19 protein-coding genes and 1 pseudogene are annotated in these 18,886 nt (G+C 65.6%); 14 read left to right on the top strand and 6 right to left on the bottom strand.

All coding sequences use genetic code 11. From position 1 onward, the window contains the following. Window positions 1-24 precede the first annotated feature (24 nt). The 5 genes from norR (at window position 25) to EXV95_RS17275 (ending at window position 6,212) form a co-directional block, all read left to right on the top strand. Entirely contained in the window at window positions 25-1,590 is a 1,566-nt protein-coding gene (gene norR, locus EXV95_RS17295) for a nitric oxide reductase transcriptional regulator NorR (RefSeq protein ID WP_176887815.1), read from the top strand. A gap of 228 nt (window positions 1,591-1,818) precedes the next feature. Next, entirely contained in the window at window positions 1,819-3,018 is a 1,200-nt protein-coding gene (locus EXV95_RS17290) for a threonine ammonia-lyase (RefSeq protein ID WP_121421852.1), read from the top strand. A gap of 76 nt (window positions 3,019-3,094) precedes the next feature. Further along, complete coding sequence (locus tag EXV95_RS17285) at window positions 3,095-3,241, top strand: hypothetical protein (protein ID WP_176887814.1); 147 nt, start codon at window positions 3,095-3,097, stop codon at window positions 3,239-3,241. 95 nt (window positions 3,242-3,336) lie between these two features. Continuing rightward, window positions 3,337-4,047 (top strand): 7-cyano-7-deazaguanine synthase QueC, encoded by a 711-nt coding sequence (queC, locus tag EXV95_RS17280; RefSeq protein WP_176887813.1) that lies wholly within the window; start codon window positions 3,337-3,339, stop codon window positions 4,045-4,047. A 293-nt stretch (window positions 4,048-4,340) separates the two neighbouring features. Further along, window positions 4,341-6,212 (top strand): phosphoenolpyruvate carboxykinase (GTP), encoded by a 1,872-nt coding sequence (locus tag EXV95_RS17275; RefSeq protein ID WP_176887812.1) that lies wholly within the window; start codon window positions 4,341-4,343, stop codon window positions 6,210-6,212. A 183-nt stretch (window positions 6,213-6,395) separates the two neighbouring features. On the opposite strand, the gene EXV95_RS17270 is transcribed toward EXV95_RS17275, so the two are convergent. Then, complete coding sequence (locus EXV95_RS17270; RefSeq protein WP_055397233.1) at window positions 6,396-6,836, bottom strand: hypothetical protein; 441 nt, start codon at window positions 6,834-6,836, stop codon at window positions 6,396-6,398. A 126-nt stretch (window positions 6,837-6,962) separates the two neighbouring features. Between EXV95_RS17270 and EXV95_RS17265 the strand changes: the two genes are divergently transcribed. The 5 genes from EXV95_RS17265 to EXV95_RS17245 all read left to right on the top strand — a co-directional run bounded on the left by EXV95_RS17265 (window position 6,963) and on the right by EXV95_RS17245 (window position 10,967). Beyond that, complete coding sequence (locus tag EXV95_RS17265; RefSeq protein ID WP_055397236.1) at window positions 6,963-7,922, top strand: LysR family transcriptional regulator; 960 nt, start codon at window positions 6,963-6,965, stop codon at window positions 7,920-7,922. 34 nt (window positions 7,923-7,956) lie between these two features. After that, a complete protein-coding gene (locus tag EXV95_RS17260) occupies window positions 7,957-8,802 on the top strand; it encodes a metallophosphoesterase (RefSeq protein WP_176887811.1) in 846 nt (281 codons plus the stop codon). 111 nt (window positions 8,803-8,913) lie between these two features. Beyond that, window positions 8,914-9,336, top strand: coding sequence for a universal stress protein (locus EXV95_RS17255; protein WP_176887810.1), 423 nt, complete (start codon window positions 8,914-8,916; stop codon window positions 9,334-9,336). A 179-nt stretch (window positions 9,337-9,515) separates the two neighbouring features. Continuing rightward, the gene (locus EXV95_RS17250) at window positions 9,516-9,971 is read left to right on the top strand and encodes a fasciclin domain-containing protein (RefSeq protein WP_121421847.1); all 456 of its coding nucleotides are present in this window, start codon (window positions 9,516-9,518) and stop codon (window positions 9,969-9,971) included. A gap of 57 nt (window positions 9,972-10,028) precedes the next feature. Beyond that, a complete protein-coding gene (locus EXV95_RS17245; RefSeq protein ID WP_176887809.1) occupies window positions 10,029-10,967 on the top strand; it encodes a fasciclin domain-containing protein in 939 nt (312 codons plus the stop codon). A gap of 88 nt (window positions 10,968-11,055) precedes the next feature. On the opposite strand, the gene EXV95_RS17240 is transcribed toward EXV95_RS17245, so the two are convergent. Continuing rightward, window positions 11,056-11,670, bottom strand: a complete 615-nt coding sequence (locus EXV95_RS17240; RefSeq protein WP_055397245.1) for a TetR/AcrR family transcriptional regulator — start codon at window positions 11,668-11,670, stop codon at window positions 11,056-11,058. Between the two features lie 84 nt (window positions 11,671-11,754). Beyond that, a complete protein-coding gene (locus tag EXV95_RS17235; RefSeq protein WP_055397292.1) occupies window positions 11,755-12,675 on the bottom strand; it encodes a LysR family transcriptional regulator ArgP in 921 nt (306 codons plus the stop codon). Window positions 12,676-12,851: 176 nt separating this feature from the next. On the opposite strand from EXV95_RS17235, the gene EXV95_RS17230 reads away from it, so the two are divergent. Then, entirely contained in the window at window positions 12,852-14,195 is a 1,344-nt protein-coding gene (locus EXV95_RS17230; RefSeq protein WP_176887808.1) for a D-amino acid dehydrogenase, read from the top strand. Window positions 14,196-14,263: 68 nt separating this feature from the next. Here the strand turns inward: EXV95_RS17230 and EXV95_RS17225 are convergent, their stop codons facing one another. Further along, complete coding sequence (locus EXV95_RS17225) at window positions 14,264-14,968, bottom strand: SDR family oxidoreductase (RefSeq protein WP_176887807.1); 705 nt, start codon at window positions 14,966-14,968, stop codon at window positions 14,264-14,266. 113 nt (window positions 14,969-15,081) lie between these two features. Here EXV95_RS17225 and EXV95_RS17220 point away from each other — a divergent pair. Then, window positions 15,082-15,980 (top strand): annotated as a pseudogene (locus EXV95_RS17220) (LysR substrate-binding domain-containing protein). A 40-nt stretch (window positions 15,981-16,020) separates the two neighbouring features. On the opposite strand, the gene EXV95_RS17215 reads toward EXV95_RS17220, so the two are convergent. After that, a complete protein-coding gene (locus tag EXV95_RS17215) occupies window positions 16,021-16,713 on the bottom strand; it encodes a hypothetical protein (protein WP_176887806.1) in 693 nt (230 codons plus the stop codon). 88 nt (window positions 16,714-16,801) lie between these two features. Between EXV95_RS17215 and EXV95_RS17210 the strand changes: the two genes are divergently transcribed. Together EXV95_RS17210 and EXV95_RS17205 are read left to right on the top strand one after the other, a co-directional pair. Beyond that, a complete protein-coding gene (locus tag EXV95_RS17210) occupies window positions 16,802-17,461 on the top strand; it encodes a TetR/AcrR family transcriptional regulator (protein WP_176887805.1) in 660 nt (219 codons plus the stop codon). Then, window positions 17,458-18,033: a flavodoxin family protein gene (locus EXV95_RS17205; protein ID WP_121421841.1), complete on the top strand. Its 576-nt coding sequence runs from the start codon at window positions 17,458-17,460 to the stop codon at window positions 18,031-18,033. The genes EXV95_RS17210 and EXV95_RS17205 overlap by 4 nt, the downstream gene beginning before the upstream one ends. Window positions 18,034-18,037: 4 nt before the next feature. Here the strand turns inward: EXV95_RS17205 and EXV95_RS17200 are convergent, their stop codons facing one another. Then, window positions 18,038-18,796 (bottom strand): YdcF family protein, encoded by a 759-nt coding sequence (locus EXV95_RS17200; RefSeq protein WP_176887804.1) that lies wholly within the window; start codon window positions 18,794-18,796, stop codon window positions 18,038-18,040. Window positions 18,797-18,886: the final 90 nt, after the last annotated feature.

Raw genomic sequence — 18,886 nt, 5'->3', positions numbered from 1 at the left:
CACCCATTGAAGGTAAATATCACCATGGACCACCGCCCCCTGCTGGCCGACCTGGCCACCGATCTGCCCCAGGCCGTGCGCCTGCAGCGGCTGGTGGACCACCTGCGCACCCGCTTCCACTGCGGCGCCGTGGCGCTGCTGCAGCTGGAGGAAGACCACCTGCGCCCCGTGGCCGTGGAGGGTCTGGTGCGGGAGGCGCTGGGCCGGCGCTTTGTGGTTAGTCAGCACCCGCGGCTCGCGGCCATCCTGGCGCGGCGCGAGGTGACCTGCTTCGACCACGACAGCACCCTGCCCGACCCCTACGACGGCCTGCTCGACACCCTGGTGGGCGAGCCCCTGCCCGTGCACGACTGCATGGGGGTGAGCCTGTGGGTGGACGGCCAGCCCTGGGGTGTGCTGACGCTCGACGCGCTGCAGACCGGCACCTTCGGCGAGGCCGCACGCGCCGCGCTGGCCGACTGCAAGGTGCTGGTGGAGGCGGCCGTGCGCATCTCGCGGCTGGAGCGCGAGGTGCAGGCGCTGCGCAGCGCCCCCCACACCCGCAGCGCCGACGACGAGCGCACCACCCGCGCGGGCGATGGCGACATGGAGATCGTCGGCCAGAGCGAGCCCCTGCTGCGCCTGCTGCACGAGCTCACGGTGGTGGCGGGCTCGGACCTGCCCGTGTTGTTGCTGGGTGAGACCGGTGTGGGCAAGGAGCTGTTCGCGCGCCTGCTGCACCGCCAGTCCACGCGCCGCGCCAAGCCGTTGGTGCATGTGAACTGCGCGGCCCTGCCCGAGTCGCTGGCCGAGAGCGAACTCTTCGGCCACGTGCGCGGCGCGTTCTCAGGAGCAGTGACGGACCGGCCCGGACGCTTCGAGGCGGCCGAGGGCGGCACGCTGTTCCTTGACGAGGTGGGCGAGTTGCCGCTGGCCGTGCAGGCCAAGCTGCTGCGCACGCTGCAGAACGGCGAGATCCAGCGCCTGGGCGCCGACCGCCCGCGCCGCGTGGATGTGCGCGTGATCGCCGCCACCAACCGCAACCTGCGCGACCAGGTGCGCGATGGTGCGTTCCGCGCCGACCTGTACCACCGGCTGTCGGTGTACCCCGTGCCCATCCCGCCGCTGCGCGAACGGGGCAACGATGTGCTGCTGCTGGCAGGCCGCTTTCTGGAACTGAACCGTGCCCGCCTGGGCCTGCGCAGCCTGCGCTTGTCTGCCAGCGCACAGGACGCACTGCGCCGCTACCCCTGGCCGGGCAACATCCGCGAGCTGGAGCATGTGGTCAGCCGCGCCGCCCTCAAGGCCCTGAGCCGGGGCGTGAACCGCGCCGACATCGTGACGCTGGAGCCCGCCTTGCTTGACCTGGACGCAGACGCCGCCAGCGTGGCCCACGCCCCCCTGGATGCCGGTGCCCCCGCTGTGGCCACCACGCCGCCCACCCCCACCACTGCCGAAGGCCCGCTGCGCGACGCCGTGGATGCCTGCCAGCGGCTCGCCATCACGCAGGCCCTGGCCCGCCACCAGGGCAACTGGGCCCAGGCCGCGCGTGCGCTGGAGGTGGACGCGAGCAACCTGCACAAGCTGGCGCGCAGGCTGGGGATCAAATAAGAGCGGTTCACAAACTCCCCTGGCGTCGTTGTTCCGTCTTTTCGAACCGCTGATGCTGCCTGTGACGGAAGGCCTGGTCAGGGCCGCTGCGCTGAGTTTTGTGAGCCGCCCCAAGCGAATTCAAAAATGATAGCGCCTAGCGCTTTCCAGATAAGCGCTAGCGGCCTATTTGATGCCAAATCACACATCATCGGACCCCTGCGAACGCCGCTGCGCCACAATCGGCCCATGCTGACCCTTCAAGACATCCGTGATGCCGCCACCCGCCTACAAGGCCACGTGCTGGACACTCCGTGCGTTGAATCCAAAACGCTTTCGCAAATCGTGGGCGCGCAGGTGTTTCTCAAGTTCGAGAACCTGCAATTCACCGCCTCGTTCAAGGAACGCGGCGCCTGCAACCGGCTCACGCTGCTGACGGACGCTGAGCGCGCACGCGGCGTGGTGGCCATGAGCGCGGGCAACCATGCGCAGGGCGTGGCCTACCACGCGCAGCGACTGGGCCTGCGCGCCGTGATCGTGATGCCGCGTTTCACGCCCGGCGTGAAAGTGGAGCGCACGCGCGGTTTTGGCGCCGAGGTGGTGCTGCATGGCGACACCCTGGAAGAGGCACGCGCCCACGCCTACGCGCTGGCCGATGCGCAGGGCTTGACCTTTGTGCACCCGTATGACGACGAAGGCGTGGCCGCCGGCCAGGGCACGCTGGGCCTGGAGATGCTGCAGGCCGTACCCGACCTGGACACGCTGGTGATCGCCGTGGGCGGCGGCGGGCTGATCTCGGGCGTGGCCACGGCGGCCAAGGCGATCAAGCCCGGGATCGAGATCATTGGCGTACAAACCACCCGTTTCCCTGCGATGGTCAACGCGGTCAAGGGCACAAGCCACCCGCAGGGCACATCCACCATCGCCGAGGGCATTGCCGTGGGCACGCCGGGCAAGATCACACAGGAGATCGTCAAGCGCCTGGTGGACGATCTGGTGCTGGTGGATGAGGGTGACATCGAGCAGGCAGTGCTGATGCTGCTGGAGATCGAAAAGACCCTGGTCGAGGGCGCAGGCGCCGCAGGTCTGGCTGCGCTGGTGCGCTACCCCGAACGCTTCAAGGGCAAGCGCGTAGGCCTGGTGCTGTGCGGTGGCAACATCGACCCGCTGCTGCTGGCGGCGATCATCGAACGCGGCATGGTGCGCTCGGGGCGCCTGGCGCGCATCAAGGTCAGCGCACGCGATGTGCCCGGCGTGCTGGCGCGCATCACCGCCACCGTGGCCGACGCGGGCGCCAACATCGAGGAGGTGCACCACCAGCGCGCCTTCACCATGCTGGCCGCGCAGAACGTGGAGATCGAACTGGTGCTGCAAACCCGGGGCAAGACCCATGTGGATGAGGTGCTGGCGCAGTTGCGCACGGCGGGCATGCAGGCCGATCTGATCTGAGGGACAGCAGGGTTTTGCGCCCTGAAGGGACAGTCGCAGCTAGAATTGCGCAAGTTTTAAGCATCTGGAGCCCACCATGTCTGACCACAACACCTCGCACGCCCCTGAAACGCACTCGGCAGACGCCGTTGAAAACGTGGTGCCGCTCATGCCCGTGGTGCTGCCCGTGGTTGGCGGCATCATGATGTTCTTGCTGGCATTCATTGCCGTGACAATGGCCTGATTGCCCTGCGCTGGCATGTCACCCGAAGCCCCGCACAGCGGGGCTTTTTTTCGTCCCGCACCACCCCCCTATCCCCGTCTGACCTGGAGAACCCCATGAGACCCGGACACGCACTCGTTTTATTTTCCGGCGGTCAGGACTCCACGACCTGCTTGGCCTGGGCGCTGGAGAACTTTGCCCACGTGGAAACCATCGGCTTTGACTACGGCCAGCGCCACCACATCGAGCTGCAGGCACGCCAGACGGTGCTGTCCTCGCTGCGTGCACAGTTCCCGCACTGGGCGGCCAAGCTGGGGGACGACCACATGCTCGACCTGGCGGTGCTGGGCCACATCAGTGACACGGCGCTGACCAGCGACACCGAAATCCAGATGACCGCTGCCGGCCTGCCCAACACCTTTGTGCCGGGGCGCAACCTGCTGTTCTTCCAGCTAGCGGCTGCCGTGGGCTACCGGCGTGGCCTGCACACCCTGGTGGGCGGCATGTGCGAGACCGATTTTTCGGGCTACCCCGATTGCCGCGACGACACGCTCAAGGCGCTGCAGGTGGCAGTGTCGCTGGGCATGGGCCAGCGTTTCACCTTCGACACACCGCTGATGTGGCTGGACAAGGCCGAGACCTGGGAACTGGCCCGGACCCTCGGTGGGCAAGCACTGGTCGATCTGATCGTGAACGACTCGCACACCTGCTACCACGGTGTGCGCGACACGCTGCATGCCTGGGGATACGGCTGTGGCACGTGCCCCGCCTGCGCGCTGCGCAGGAGCGGCTACGAACGGTGGAAGGGCGGTTCGGCCAGCCTTTGATGCGAGGGAGCGGACCAATCCATGCATAACCTCATGTTTTTTTTGCATGGTTTTGACCCCTGTCTGACAGACAAAAGGGCGGCAGGTTCATAAAATTGACATCCCAGCCGACCCGCGGAATCCGTGGAACTAGCCTCCACCCGTGGGGCTGACACACGCTCCCGCCCGCCGACTGAGCACGAAAGCCGTTTTTTCAAAGGCAGCGCTCAGCACCGCAACTGCGCCAGGCCTCGCCGTGACCCGCCCGGTCCGCTTCCTTTGAAAAAACGTTTTTCAACTTAGGAAGCTCCCCGATGAACGCACCCACGATGCAGGGCCTGAACCTCAACGCCCCCGCTTACGTCAAAAACGCCCGGCTGCTTGCCTGGGTGGCCGACATGGCCGCCCTGTGCAAACCCGACACCATTTACTGGTGCGATGGCTCCAAGGAAGAGTACGACCGCCTGTGCCAGCAGCTGGTCGATGCCGGCACCTTCAAGAAGCTCAACCCCGCCAAGCGCCCTGGCAGCTTCCTGGCCTGGTCCGATCCATCGGACGTGGCCCGTGTGGAAGACCGCACCTACATCTGCTCGGCCGCAAAGGAAGACGCCGGCCCCACCAACAACTGGATGGCTCCCGCCGAAATGCGCGCCACGCTGCAGCCCCTGTTTGACGGCTGCATGAAGGGCCGCACCATGTACGTGGTGCCCTTCAGCATGGGCCCGCTGGGCAGCCACATCGCCCACATCGGCGTGGAACTGACCGACAGCGCCTATGTGGCCGTGAACCAGCGCCTGATGACCCGCATGGGCAAGGCCGTGTACGACGTGCTGGGCGTGGAAGGCGAGTTCGTTCCCTGCATGCACACGGTGGGTGCCCCCCTGGCCGACGGCGAGAAGGACACGACGAGCTGGCCTTGCAACCCCAAGGTCAAGTACATCGTCCACTACCCAGAAACGCGCGAAATCTGGTCCTACGGCTCGGGCTACGGCGGCAACGCGCTGCTGGGCAAGAAGTGCCTGGCTCTGCGCATCGCTTCCACCATGGGCCGCGACCAAGGCTGGCTGGCCGAACACATGCTCATCCTGGGCGTGACCAACCCCCAAGGCAAGAAATACCACGTGGCAGCGGCCTTCCCCAGCGCCTGCGGCAAGACCAACTTCTCGATGCTGGTGCCGCCCGAAGCGGGCTTTGCCGGCTGGAAGGTCACCACCATCGGTGACGATATCGCCTGGATCAAGCCCCATGCCGACGGCAAGATGTACGCCATCAACCCCGAGGCGGGTTACTTTGGCGTGGCCCCCGGCACCAACATGCACACCAACCCCAACTGCATGCGCAGCCTGGACAAGGACGTGATCTTCACCAACGTGGCCCTGACGGACGACGGCGACGTGTGGTGGGAAGGCATGGAAAAGGACACCGGCAAGCTGCCGGACCACCTGATCGACTGGCAAGGCAAGGACTGGACGCCCCAGATCGCGAAGGAAACCGGCGCCAAGGCTGCCCACCCCAACTCGCGCTTCACGGTGGCTGCCACCAACAACCCTGCGCTCGACCCCCAGTGGGACGATGCCAATGGCGTGCCGATTGATGCCTTCATCTTCGGCGGCCGCCGCTCCACCACCGTACCGCTGGTGACCGAAGCCCGCACCTGGACGGAAGGCGTGTACATGGCTGCCACCATGGGCTCTGAAACCACCGCTGCCGCCTTTGGCGCCCAAGGCGTAGTGCGCCGCGACCCCTTCGCCATGCTGCCCTTCTGTGGCTACAACATGAGCGACTACTTCCAGCACTGGCTCAACATGGAAGGCCAAATCGCCGCCACCGGCAAGGCGCTGCCCAAGGTGTTCTGCGTGAACTGGTTCCGCAAGGACGAAGCCGGCAAGTTTGTCTGGCCGGGTTATGGCGACAACATGCGCGTGCTCAAGTGGATGATCGACCGCATTGAAGGCCAGGCTGCAGGCCAGGAAACCATGTTCGGTGTAGCTCCGCAGTACGCCGAAATCAACTGGACGGGGCTGGATTTCAATGCCCAGCAGTTTGCTGCTGTGACCAGCATCGACAAGGCAGCCTGGGCCGATGAGTTCAAGCTGCACGATGCCCACTTTGAGCAGCTGGCTTACCACCTGCCCCCTGCTTTGCTCGCTACCAAGGCTGCGCTCGAAAAGCGCCTGGCAAGCTGATTCCGGGATCTTCTCAGTCCGGACAACCGCCCCTTCTGAAAAGGAGGGGCGTTTTTTTTGCGCTTGTGGATGCGGATACTGGATCAGCGCGATCCGTCCCGCGGCCATGAAAAAAGCCGTGGCGAACACTCGCCACGGCTTCAAAAAATCCGATCACTGCACGGCGAACCGTGCATCATCGTCTCAGTAGTACTTGCGGATGTCTTCCACGGTGGCAATGCCCATGGCGTGGTTCAGTTCGGCCATGATGCGGGGGTCCTTCACAGCCACTTGCCAGGTACGCTCGTCATCCGCAGCGCGGCGGCGGGCTTCGGCCCAGCCGAGGGCGGCCACACGCAGGGCAGCACCGGCACGGCGTGCGGGGGCGGTCAGCAAAGCCAGGGCCGCAAAGGCGACCAGCCACAGCACCATCCACGCCGCGAGCAGGTGGCCTTCGCTCCAGGTGTCGATGACCTGGTTGGCAACTACCAGCAAGGCCGATACCACGGCCGCGAGCAGAAGGGTGGCAGCGCCACGGGCGCCATCAAAGTTGGCGGCTACGCTCTTGAGGGCGGCAGCGGCATTTTCGGCGCGGACAACGCCGGGGTGTTCGGTGGGGTACTCAACGTGTGCAAAGCTGGTCATTTCGGTTTCCCTTTTCTAACGCTTGTGGCGAGATTGCCGGGCGATGGGGTGATATTAGGGTTTACCCTTTGCATGTTCAAGTTTATATTTTGAATCATTGATATTCATATTGATGATGAATTGACCATGACACCCTTGAACTTCCGCTCCTTGGACCTGAACCTGCTGCGCGTTTTCGACGAGGTCATGGCCGAGCGCAGCCTCACACGCGCAGCGCACAAGCTGTCCGTCACCCAGCCTGCCGTGAGCAACGCCATGCGACGCCTGCGCGATGTGCTGGGGGATGAGTTGGTGGTGCGCAGCGGCCAGGGCGTGGAGCCCACTGCGCGTGCGCTGGCCCTGTGGCCCCCTGTGCGCGAGGCCCTGGCCCACCTGCAGGAATCCCTGGCGCCGGGACACTTTGAGCCCGCTACGGCCGAATCCACCTTTGTGCTGGCCATGGCCGATGCCACGGCCGCCACCCTGGTACCGGCCCTGGTCGAAATCATCGAGAGGGAGGCTCCCGGCATTTCGATCCGGGTATTGCCCCTGACCACGCGCGACCCCCGCCGCCTGCTGGACGAAGAGGCGGCCGACATGGCGGTGGGCTATTTCCCTGCGGTGCTGGCAGACCTGACCGCCCGCGCGCAATCCGGGGGCGCAGTGGCCTTTGAGAGCCGCCGCCTGTACGACGGCGAATACGTGTGCGTGATGCGGCAAGGCCACCCTCTGGCCGATGCACCCCTGACGCTGGACACCTATTGCGCCGCACGCCACATGCTCGTGAGCTTCTCAGGGCGCCCCTTTGGCTTCATCGACGAGGCCCTGGCATCCCTGGGCCGCGAGCGCAAGGTGGTGATCACGGTCAACCAGTTCTTCACCGCCGGCCGGGTAGTCTCGGGCTCGGATCTGTTGACGGTGCTGCCCCGCCACTTTGTTCCCGTGACCGGTATTGCCGATGCGCTGGTGCAGCGGGCCCTGCCGCTGGACGTGCCGCCCGTGCATGTGGACGCACTCTGGCGCCGGCGTGGACCTCAGCAGGCCGCGATGACCTGGCTGCTGCACGCCCTGGCGCGCTCAGCGCGCCGGACTTTCCCCGAGGAGTGAGGCGCCCAGCCTGAACCCGTAGACTGCGCTCAGCATGAATATCCAGCTTTTGTCCGATCTGCACCTTGAGGCGCATCCCCACTTCGTCCCCGAACCGGCTCCTGGCGCCGATGTGCTCGTGCTTGCTGGCGACGTGGGCTCCTACCAAGAAGGCTCGCAACTGGGCGACGAAGACTTTGGCCTGGCCCGGTTTTCACCATTGCCCGGGGGTGCAGGCTGGCCCACCCCCGTGCTTTTTGTGCCCGGCAACCACGAATACGATGCACAGGATTTCGACGCTGCCCACGAGCGGCTGCGCCGCACCTGTGACCGCCTGGGAATCACCTGGCTGGAGCGCGAGGCCGTCGAGCTTCAAGGTGTGCGCTTTGTGGGCACCACACTCTGGAGCGATTTCGATGCACTCGCAGACCATGAAGGCAGCACTGACCTTGGCAGGCGGCTGAAGCTGCGCGACAAGGCCTTTCGTGCAGCGAACTTCTACCTGCGCAAGACGGGCGGCACCCGCCACGCAGAGCCTTTTCTGGCCGAAGCCATGCGCGACCACGCACTGGTCTGCCAGCAGTGGCTGGCGCAAGCACTTGCGGTGCATTTTGAAGGCCCCACGGTGGCCGTCACCCACTTTGCACCTAGCCTGCGCAGTGCCGATCCACGCTACGGACTGGTGCCCGGCACTGCGGGGTTCTGCAACGCCCTGGACAGCTTGTTGCCCCACGCGCAGCTGTGGCTGCACGGCCATCTGCACGCCCCGAGCGACTACACGGTGCAAGGTTTTCACGGCGACGGCACCCCCTGGCGGTGCCGCGTGGTGGCCAATCCCCTGGGCTATGCGCGCAAAGGCGAACAGGCGGCTTTCAAGGCGCAATGCTGCATCCCCGTATGATCACGAGACGGGGCTCTGCCGCCCCGCAGCGCAGAAGAAAAAACATGACCCAGGTCAAGACAACAGAAGTCCGCGCACGGTAGTCTGACCCAACCCTATTCGGAGAACACCATGAACATCCTGCTTGCTGTCGATGGCAGCGCCTACACCAAAAAAATGCTGGCCTATCTGGCAACCCACGAGGAGCTGCTCGGTGGCAGCCACCAGTACACCGCGCTGACCGTGCAAGCCCCGCTGCCGACACGCGCGCGCGCCGCTCTGGGCAAGGAAGTGGTGGACAGCTACCACGCCGAAGAGGCGGACAAAATCCTGTCGCCCGTTTGCAAATTCCTGGCGCGCCATGGTGTGGACGCCAAGCGCGTCGTCAAGGTGGGCGCCGTGGGTGAGAACATCGCCAAGGTGGCTGACAGCGGCAAGTTCGACCTGCTGGTGATGGGCTCTCACGGCCATGGAGCCTTGGCCACCTTGGTCATGGGCTCGGTCACCACACAGGTGTTGGCCCATTGCAAGGTGCCATTGCTCATCGTTCGCTAAGCCGAACCACAAACGGCCCGGCCCACCACCAAAGCCCTGCTCCGGCAGGGCTTTTTTTTGCCCAAATGAAACCGATCGGTTACAACATAACTTGTTGGTTTACTTAACGACCAATTGGTTATACATTCTCGCTGCGCCCATCCTGGCGTGTCATTTCCATCGAAACCGAGGAACGACCCATGAAAAAAACCCTGATCGCATTGGCCCTCACCGCAGGCGCCACCTTCACCGTGATGGCCCAGGACATCGTAGATACCGCCGTGAAGGCGGGTAATTTCAAGACCCTGGTGGCGGCCGTGCAGGCTGCGGGCCTGGTGGACACCCTCAAGGGCCCCGGCCCCTTCACGGTGTTTGCGCCCACCGACGAGGCTTTCGCCAAGATCCCCAAGGCCACCCTGGACGGCCTGCTGGCCGACAAGGCCGCACTGACCAAGGTCCTGACCTACCACGTGGTCCCCGGCAAGGTGATGGCCAAGGACGTCAAGGCCGGAAAGGTCAAGACCGTGCAGGGCCAGGAGATCACCGTGTCCACCAGCATGGGCGTGATGGTGGACCAGTCGAAGGTCATCGCGACCGATGTGGCTGCCAGCAATGGCGTGATCCACGCCATCGACACCGTTCTGATGCCCAAGTAAGCCCGCGGACTAACCGCACGTCCCTTCCACCACCATCCACTAGCGAGGAGAAGCCCCATGAACACCGCATTCAACCGCCGTACCGTCTTGCTGGCCGCCGCCGTGGGCGCCAGCGCCACCTTGTTGCAGGCCTGTGGCGGCGGCGACGATGAGCCCCAGCGCAACATCGTCGAAGTCGCCCAGAACAATCCTGACCTCAGCATCCTCGTCGAAGCAGTGGTCGCCGCCGGTCTGGCGCCCACTCTGAGCACCGGCATGCTCACGGTTTTCGCCCCGACCAACGCAGCCTTTGCAGCGTTGCTCAGCGAGCTGGGCGTGACCAAGGAGGCCCTGCTGGCCGACAAGCCCCTGCTGACAGCGGTACTGACCTACCACGTGCTCGGCAGCAGGGTCCCGCGTGCAGACGTCCCCCTGGGCAAGGCCATCACGCCCGTGTCAGGCGGCTTCTTCAAGATCGAGTCGGCCAACGGCCTGAAGATCACCGATGGTCGCAACCGCGTTTCCACCATCACGGCCACGGACATCCAGGCCAGCAACGGCGTGGTGCACCTGGTGGACCGCGTGCTGCTGCCAGCCAACAAGGACATCGTCGCCACTGCCTCGGCGTTGCCGGACTTCAGCATCCTGGTGGAAGCCGTGGTGGCGGCCGGCTTGGCCACCACTTTGCAGGGAGCCGGCCCGTTCACGGTGTTTGCACCGACCAACGCCGCTTTTGCAGCGCTGCTGGCCGAGCTCGGAGTGACCAAGGAAGCCCTGCTGGCGGACACCGCGCTGCTGACCACGGTGCTTACCTACCACGTGGTACCGGCGCGCGTGCTCAAGGCCGAGGTCCCCATCAATACCGCCATTGCCACCGTCCAGGGACAAACCTTCACGGTGAACGAAAGCCTCGTGATCACCGACCAGAACCTGCGCACCAGCAACATCACCATGGCCGACGTATTCACCAGCAACGGTGTGATCCATGTCGTGGACAAGGTGATCCTGCCCAAGTAAGCCAGTGGCTGTGAGCCCCACGCAAGAAAGCCCGGCATGCCGGGCTTTCTTTTTTGGGTGCGTACGAAACGCTGGAAAGGAGACGCGACTACCGCGCTGCCAGCCCGTCGAAACAGGTGCGCACCACCAGATCCACGATTTCCGCATCGGAATACTGGCCGCCTTCCTTGAGAAAACTCACCACCGGGTCGCAGGCGCGCGCATACAACGTGTAGAGCACCACCAGCGGAGGCAAGGTGGGGCTGATCACGCCCTGTGCCTGGGCCTGGGTGATCCATTCACCAATCTGGTCGCTCACGGCCACGAGGCCGTTGAGGTAGTCCTTGTTGGCCATCAGCACCGCGCGCAGCGTGGAATTGCGGCTGGGCAGCAGCGGCATTTCGTTGCTCAGCAGCCGCTCCAGCGACCAGCGCACCAGCGCATGGAGCTTTTCAAGCGGGGGCATCTCGGTGGGCAGATCTGCCAGGTAGGCCTGCACACGGCCCAGAATCTGCACCATGGCGGCGCTGCACAGCTCTTCCTTGCTGCAGAAGTGCTTGTACAGACTGGCTTTGGCAATGCCCACGGCATTGGCCACGTCGTCCATGGTCATGGCATCGAAGGCCTTTTCGCCCAGGAGCTGGCAGGTCGACTGGAGGATGGCATCCTCGCGCGCCTGGTGCATCTGCTCTTTGAACGAAACTTTGGGTTGCGGCGTTTGCATGGCTTGTATTTTATACATTGCAGTAAAAAAATAAATGACTAAGTTGCAATACAACTACGTCGTTCACGTTTTACCCTGCAGGAATCATGCCGCAGGCGCCTCCAGCGTCCGTGCTGCGGTGGCGGTCAGGGCTGCAGTCAGGGCGTCCAGCACGGCCGACTCCAGGTTCCAGCAGTGCCAGTACAGCTGGATGGGCAGGGAGCGGCCCGGAGCCAGATTCACCATGCTGCCGTCCGCCAGCGCCTCGCGCGCCATCAGCTCGGGCATCACACCCACCGCCCAGCCTGCGGCCACGGCGCGCATCTGCGCCTCGGAACCCGGCACGAACAGGTGATTGAGTGCCACGCGCTTGAGCCCGAATGCACGCGCCACAAACTCGGCGGCCATGTCGTCCTTGCGGTTGAACGACAGGAACGACACCTCGCGAAAGTTGTGCGGCGTGAGCCCCTGGGGCAGGTACTGCTCCGCATAGCTGGCCGACGCTACGGCCACATAGTGCATGGCGCCCAGCGGCACCATCTTGCACCCACGCAGTGCCTGCTTGAGCGTGGTCACGCAGCCCAGCACCTGGCCAGAGCGCAGCCACTCCTGCGTGAAATCCTGGTCGTCCACGATGATTTCCAGCGGCAGGCGCTGGCGCACCAGCTCGTGCAGCGCGCCCATCGCCCAGGTAGCGATGCTGTCGGCGTTGATGGCAATCGAGATGCGCTCGTCCTCGCGCGTGCCGCCCGGGGCGCTGGGCGCCAGCTCGTGCAGGTCGCGCTCCAGGTCTGCGCGCAGCAGGCGCATCTGCTTGGTGTGTTTGAGCAGCAGCTGCCCCGCCGAGGTCGGCCGCAGGGGTCGGCTGCGCACGATGAGCACCGAGCCCACCTGCGCCTCCAGGGCGCGCAGGCGCTGTGAAACGGCCGACTGTGTGACGTTCAGGCGCTGCGCAGCGCGCTCGAAGCCGCCCTCTTCAACGATGGCGGCAAGGCATTCCAGGGCGGCGGGATCGTAGGTGCTCATGGTCTCGGGCTCGAACAAAAGAGGGTTGTCTCTACCGCACCGTTCATTAGGTGCACTGATGTTTTTGGAGTAAGTTTAATTTTGCTTTTAGTTGAATGCAATGTCGCGCACACTGCGCCCCATCGTGTCCCGCACTGGGGCGTGTGGCACGTACAGGCTCACAAGGCATACCGCATATGAAAACCATTGTTCTCGGCGCCGGCATCATCGGCATTAGCACGGCGTGGCACCTGCTGGAACGCGGTCACGAAGTCATCGTGATCGACCGCCAGCCCGATGCAGCGCTCGAAACCAGTTTTGCCAATGCAGCACAGATCTCGGTGAGCTACTGCGAGCCCTGGGCCAACCGCGAGGCGCCACTCAAGGCGCTCAAGTGGATGTTCGACAAGGAAGCCCCGCTGCTGTTTCGCCCGCAGATGGACTGGCAGCAATGGCGCTGGGGCCTGCAGTTCCTGGCGCAGTGCAACGACGCCGCGTTCGAGCGCAATGTGCAGCAGATCGTGGCGCTGGGCGCCTACAGCCATGCCGCGCTCAAGGACCTGGTCAGCACCACGGGCATCGAATACAACCGGCTCGAACGCGGCATTGCCCACTTCTACACCGACCAGAAGTCCTTTGACGCCGCCGGCCACGCCGTGGAGCTCATGCGCAAGCACGGCGTGCAGCGCCGCCTGGTCAGCCGCGATGAGCTGCTCAAGATTGAGCCCGCATTCAAGGCCTACGGCGACAAGATCACCGGCGGCACCTACACCAGCACCGACGAAAGCGGCGACGCCCGCGTGTTCACGCAGGAGCTGGCTCGGCGTTGCATGGCGCGCGGCGCGCAGTTCCTCTACGGCCACGATGTGCTGCGCCTGAATAAAATCGGCAATGCTATTGATTCAGTAGCTGTCATGCCAAAACAGGCAAGCGCTGGCGGCAAAAAAGACTTCATATTGAAGGCCGACGCCGTCGTCGTCGCCTGCGGTTCCTACAGTGCGCCGCTGCTGCGCAGCGTGGGCGTGGACCTGCCGATCTACCCTGGCAAGGGCTACAGCGCCACGTTCCCGCTGCTCAAGCCCGAGGGCGCGCCAATGGTCTCCACCATCGACGATGGCAAGAAGATCGCCATGAGCCGCCTGGGCAACCACCTGCGCGTGGCGGGCACCATCGAACTCAATGGCTGGGACCTGACGCTGGACAGCACACTGGCGCGCGCACGCTGCCACATGCTCTCGCGCCGCATCGAGGCCATCCTGCCCGGCGTGTGCGACACCCGCACGCCCGAACAAGGCGGCGACCCGCAGTACTGGACCGGCCTGCGCCCGGCCACCCCCACCAACATCCCGTTCATCGGGCAGACCCGCGTGGGCAAGCTCTGGGTGAATGCGGGCCACGGCACGCTGGGCTGGACGCACGGTGCAGGTTCGGGCAAGGCGCTGGCCGAGTTGATCAGCGGCGAACAGCCCGCGATGAACTTCGGCTTCCTGGGCCACCAAGGATCTGCACGGCGCGCATCGGCCACGGCGCTGGCCGCCTGAGAGCACCCACACAGCCTGCCCGGGTTGGGCGGGTCCATCACACCAACCCGCTCATTGCGCGCGGACACTCAGGTGGCCAGCGCGAGGCCGCCGTCCACCCGCAGGTTCTGCCCGTTGATATAGCCCGCCCCTTCCGAGGCCAGGAACGCGATGGTCGCGGCCACTTCGACGGCCTGCCCATACCGCTGCAGCGGCACTGCGGCGCGGCGCTCTTCCCACACGGGCAAGGTGTCGATCCATCCCGGCAACACGTTGTTCATGCGGATGTTGTGCTGCGAATAGCTGTCTACAAAGATCCTCGTGAATGAAGCCAGCCCGGCGCGCACCAGCGCCGATGTCGGAAACAGCGCACTCGGGTCCACCGCCCAGGCCGCCGACAGATTGACGATCACGCCACCACGCTGCGCCTGCATCAACGGGGCCACCAGCCGCGTGGGCCGGATCACGCTCTGCAGATAGGTGTCCGTCCCCTGCAGCCACCGCTCATCCGCCAGAGACAACAAAGGCGCGCGCGGTTCATGGCCGGTGCTGTTGATGAGCACATCGACCCGGCCCCAGCGGGCTTGCGCCAGATCCACCAGGCGGCCCAGATCCGCCAGGCACTGGCTGGACCCTGTGACGCCAACGCCTCCGAGCTCCTGGGCCAAGGCCTCGCCTTTGCCCGACGACGAAAGAATGCCGACCTGAAAACCATCCTCTGCCAACCGGCGGGCGGTGGCAGCGGCAACGCCGGTGCCGCCCGCGGTGATGAGCACTACTTTTTCTACTGCCATGATCGTCCTTGGATGCCGCACACCGGCATCTGGCAATTGTTTCGTATCCTTTGTGTTTTGGACGACCGGACGGAGCAGCCGCCGTGCTTCGATCCAGTAGAAAATCTACACCCATGACCTCCCCGTTGGGCCCCACGCCCTCTCTCAATGCGCTGCGAGCGTTCGAGGCCGCCAGCCGCCATCTCAACTTTCGGCTGGCCGGGCTGGAGCTGGGCGTGACCCAGGGCGCCGTGGCGCAGCAGATTCGTGCGCTCGAAGCAGCGCTGGGCCTCAAGCTGTTCGAGCGGCACCCGCGCACCCTGGTGTTGACCCACAACGGCCAGCGCTATGCCACCAGCGTGCGGCGCGCGTTCGAGATGCTCGCCGATGCCACGCAGGGCCTGCGGCCCGAGCCCTTGCATGTGACGGTCAGCGTCACTCCGACCTTCGCCACCAAGTGGCTCATCCCACGGCTGGCGGACTACACGCGCCTTCACCCTGGGGTTGATCTGCGGATCCTGGCGACCGAGCACCTGTCGCACTTTCAGACCGAGGCCGTGGACCTGGCGGTGCGGTATGGCCGCCCCCATTCGGCCCGGGGCTCACCGCCGATCTCCTGTTCGAAGAGTGCCTGGTGGCGGTGGGCAGCCCGCTGTTGCTGCGCCGCTCGGGGCCACCCGGCACCGCGGGTGACATCGGCCGCTACGTGCTGCTGCACGACTCCCAGTCTCCATGGGCCGACTACCTTGCGCAGCACACGCCGCCCGCTCCCGGGGCTTCAGATCCCACACCGCAGGCCATCTGGTTCAACCAGACGACGCTCGCGATCGACGCGGCCCTGACCGGCCAGGGACTCGCGCTGGTGCAGAAAGATTTTGTGGCGCAGGACCTGTCCACCGGTCGGCTGGCCAAGGTGTTTGAGGAAGAAGCGCACACGGGTGCCGGCTACTACCTGGTGGCTCCGCGCAAGCAACGTGCACCGGAGGTCGTCGCGGGCGTGAGGGCTTGGCTGCGAAGCCAGGCCGGCGCATAAACCGCAAAGACCGCACGCAGCGCGGATGCTCTGGCCCCCTTCAACCCCGACCTGCGAGCCCGGCCAGGGGGGCCGGGTAACGAGCCGGAATCTCCAGCGCATGGAATCCGCCCGCCAGTAGCACCACCAAACAAACGGCCAGCATCCAGCCCGCCAGCATGGCCCCCACCAACGCTCGCGCCCGCAGAGGCTCTGGCAGGTTCCAGTACAAAGCGCAACCCACGTGCGTGCCCAGCGCGAATACAGCGAAAAAGTAGTACGGGCCAAAGAACCACTGCCAGGGCGGTGTGTGCATGCCCGCAGCTGCAAACTGCAGGTTCGTGTCCACGCCCTGAAACCGGCCCGCCAAGACGGCCGTCACATGGATCAACAGGAACAGCGCCAGGTAGCCCCCCGAGATGGCCTGCATCCACGCCACGCCCCCACGGCGCCGGCCCCGTCCGCGCCACAGCAAGGTGAGGCCGCTGCCCATCTGGAACAGCAGACAGCCAAGCAGCACGCCTTCGACCAGCGGCTGGCGATAGATCAGGCGCAGGGCTTCCAGCACTGATTGGTGCGCTGCCGCTCCGGCCAGCCCCGCCAGGTGGCCCAGCAAGTGGGCCGCCAGGAACCATGCCAGCGCGATGGCACTGGCGCGGTGCACGGCCCGCAGCGCAAGGCGCTGGCGCCATGCCCAGGTGCCAGCCAGGCCGACGGCGGCGGCTCCCAGGGCGAGTTGGCTGGCTTCGTGCATGAAGGTTTTCTCCGGATGTTGCAAGGGACTGGCGGCAGAATAGGCAGCGGCGCCGTCTCCGCCTACTCGCATTGCGCTCAGGTTTTCCATGCCCCCTGCCTCCTCCGCCCCCCGCCGTTCGCCCCGCCAGGAACGCTCGCAGTTCACAGTCGATGCCATCTTCGAAGCCGTCGCACGCATCGTGACCACTCAGGGCGAGGACGCGCTCACCACCAACCGCATCGCCGAGGTTGCGGGTGTGTCCGTGGGCTCGCTCTACCAGTACTTTCCCAGCAAGGACGCCATCCTCCTGGCCATGCTCGACCAGCATTGCGACCAGGTGATGCTGGAGCTGGACGCCCTGCTCGCTCTGGCCCGCACCGAAGGCTGGACGCCCGAGCAGCAGGTGCGCGGGTATGTGCGCCACTACCTGCAGGCCTTTGGCGGCGGCCCCCAGGAAGGGCGCGCACTTGCCCGCCTGTCGTGGAAGCTCGACTACCGCGCGTCCGTGCTGATCTCGGTGCGCGGCGCCAGCGAGCGGCTGGCCCTGCACCTGCAGCGTGTGGCGCAAGAGCAGCAGATGCCCGCACCCTCGGCAACCCAGCTGTTTGTGCTCACCCGCGCCTTCATGGGCGCGGTGCGGGCGGCATCGCTGGAACAGTCGCCCCTGCTGGACAGCCCCGAATTCGAGCAGGCGCTGGTGGAGCTGTGCATCGCAACCCTGGCACCCGGCGCGGGTCTGGGGGGCGGCGCTACGATGGCACCATGACCACGCCCACCGCACCGCACTACCTCTTCCTCACCACCTCCACCCGCGAACCAGGCCACACCGGCAATACCGAATGGCTGGCGCGCCAGGCCGCCGCCGCACTCCCTGCCGGTACTGCGCAAACCTGGCACCACCTGGCCCGCATGAACCTGCCGCCCTTCGTGGACCAGCGCCACACCTCGGGTACCTATGCACCGCCCGAAGGCGACATGAAGACCTTGCTCGACGCCACGCTGGCAGCCACGCACATCGTCTTTGTGGCGCCGGTTTACTGGTACAGCATTCCCTCGCCGCTCAAGACCTACCTGGACCACTGGAGCGCGTGGATGCGCGTCCCCGGCCTGGCCTTCAAGGAGCCGATGGCCTCCAAGACGCTGGCGCTTGTCACCACCAGCGGCGACCGCACCAAGGCCCAGCCGATGATCGACTCGGTGGCGCTGTGCGCGCAGTTCCTGTCGATGACCTGGGGCGGCGCCCTGTGGGGCAAGGGCGGGCCACCGGGCGCGGTGCAGGCCGATGCGCAGGCGATGGAGGCAGCCAGCCGTTTTCTGCTGACACCGGCCGCAGATTGACGGCTTAGCGATCCAGCGACCCGTGCTGGGCCAGGATGCCCAGCCATTCGTGCAGCGCCAGGCTGCTGTCGGCCAGCGCGGAGGCGCGCGGCAACACCCGGTACAGCTTGCGCGCCTGGCCGCCCTTGAAGCCCATGGGCGCGGGCAGCACCTGCAGACCGGCGCGCTCGAAGGTCTTGGCCGCGCGCACCATGTGCCAGCCGTGGGTGACGAGCGCAATGCGCTCGATGCCAGCGGCCTTGAGCAACACGGCAGATCTTTCGGCGTTGCTGCGGGTGTCAAGGGATTCCACCTCGGTCCACCGCACCCGGCCCCTGAACTCACGCTCCACCACATCTTTCATCACCAGCGCTTCGGCCCGCGTGCCGCCGGTGGAGCCCCCCGTGGCCAGGATGGGAAGCCCGGTCTGCTGCTGCAGGTACACGGCGTAGCGCACCCGCTCACGCGCGCCCCGGCTGAGCACGTCCACGCCGTATTCAGGCGCCACCGTGTCGGCGCCGCCGCCCAGCACGACGATGGCCTGCACCTTTGACGAAGGCAAGTCCTTGGGGACGACCGCCGGATAGCGCTCCAGGCTGCGCACCAGCGCGTCCGACACCGGCGGCCAGGACAGCACCAGCACCGACAGCAATGACAGCACCACCACCGTGATGCCCGTGCGGCGGTGGTAGCGCGCGATCCACAGCCCCACCAGCGCCAGCAGGATGCTGGACACCGGGGGCAGCAGCACCGCAGACAGTATTTTTTTCAGGGCAAACCACATAAAACAAGAGGAGCAATCAGACCCGCGCGAACCCGCCCGGTGGCGCCAGGGCATGGCAGGGAAAAAGAATCGTTTGAAGGGCCGAAAAAT

The organism is Acidovorax sp. JMULE5 (genome assembly GCF_013376875.1).
GTDB lineage: Bacteria > Pseudomonadota > Gammaproteobacteria > Burkholderiales > Burkholderiaceae_C > Acidovorax > Acidovorax facilis.
This window is presented reverse-complemented; position numbering and strand designations above follow the sequence as displayed.

Coding starts and splice junctions, on each gene's coding strand:
- EXV95_RS17290 (WP_121421852.1), top strand. CDS start 1,819: ATGCTGACCCTTCAAGACATCCGTGATGCCGCCACCCGCCTACAAGGC.
- EXV95_RS17230 (WP_176887808.1), top strand. CDS start 12,852: ATGAAAACCATTGTTCTCGGCGCCGGCATCATCGGCATTAGCACGGCG.
- EXV95_RS17240 (WP_055397245.1), bottom strand. CDS start 11,670: ATGCAAACGCCGCAACCCAAAGTTTCGTTCAAAGAGCAGATGCACCAG.
- EXV95_RS17200 (WP_176887804.1), bottom strand. CDS start 18,796: ATGTGGTTTGCCCTGAAAAAAATACTGTCTGCGGTGCTGCTGCCCCCG.
- norR (WP_176887815.1), top strand. CDS start 25: ATGGACCACCGCCCCCTGCTGGCCGACCTGGCCACCGATCTGCCCCAG.
- EXV95_RS17235 (WP_055397292.1), bottom strand. CDS start 12,675: ATGAGCACCTACGATCCCGCCGCCCTGGAATGCCTTGCCGCCATCGTT.
- EXV95_RS17205 (WP_121421841.1), top strand. CDS start 17,458: ATGACCACGCCCACCGCACCGCACTACCTCTTCCTCACCACCTCCACC.
- queC (WP_176887813.1), top strand. CDS start 3,337: ATGAGACCCGGACACGCACTCGTTTTATTTTCCGGCGGTCAGGACTCC.
- EXV95_RS17285 (WP_176887814.1), top strand. CDS start 3,095: ATGTCTGACCACAACACCTCGCACGCCCCTGAAACGCACTCGGCAGAC.
- EXV95_RS17255 (WP_176887810.1), top strand. CDS start 8,914: ATGAACATCCTGCTTGCTGTCGATGGCAGCGCCTACACCAAAAAAATG.
- EXV95_RS17265 (WP_055397236.1), top strand. CDS start 6,963: ATGACACCCTTGAACTTCCGCTCCTTGGACCTGAACCTGCTGCGCGTT.
- EXV95_RS17275 (WP_176887812.1), top strand. CDS start 4,341: ATGAACGCACCCACGATGCAGGGCCTGAACCTCAACGCCCCCGCTTAC.
- EXV95_RS17225 (WP_176887807.1), bottom strand. CDS start 14,968: ATGGCAGTAGAAAAAGTAGTGCTCATCACCGCGGGCGGCACCGGCGTT.
- EXV95_RS17210 (WP_176887805.1), top strand. CDS start 16,802: ATGCCCCCTGCCTCCTCCGCCCCCCGCCGTTCGCCCCGCCAGGAACGC.
- EXV95_RS17245 (WP_176887809.1), top strand. CDS start 10,029: ATGAACACCGCATTCAACCGCCGTACCGTCTTGCTGGCCGCCGCCGTG.
- EXV95_RS17270 (WP_055397233.1), bottom strand. CDS start 6,836: ATGACCAGCTTTGCACACGTTGAGTACCCCACCGAACACCCCGGCGTT.
- EXV95_RS17250 (WP_121421847.1), top strand. CDS start 9,516: ATGAAAAAAACCCTGATCGCATTGGCCCTCACCGCAGGCGCCACCTTC.
- EXV95_RS17260 (WP_176887811.1), top strand. CDS start 7,957: ATGAATATCCAGCTTTTGTCCGATCTGCACCTTGAGGCGCATCCCCAC.
- EXV95_RS17215 (WP_176887806.1), bottom strand. CDS start 16,713: ATGCACGAAGCCAGCCAACTCGCCCTGGGAGCCGCCGCCGTCGGCCTG.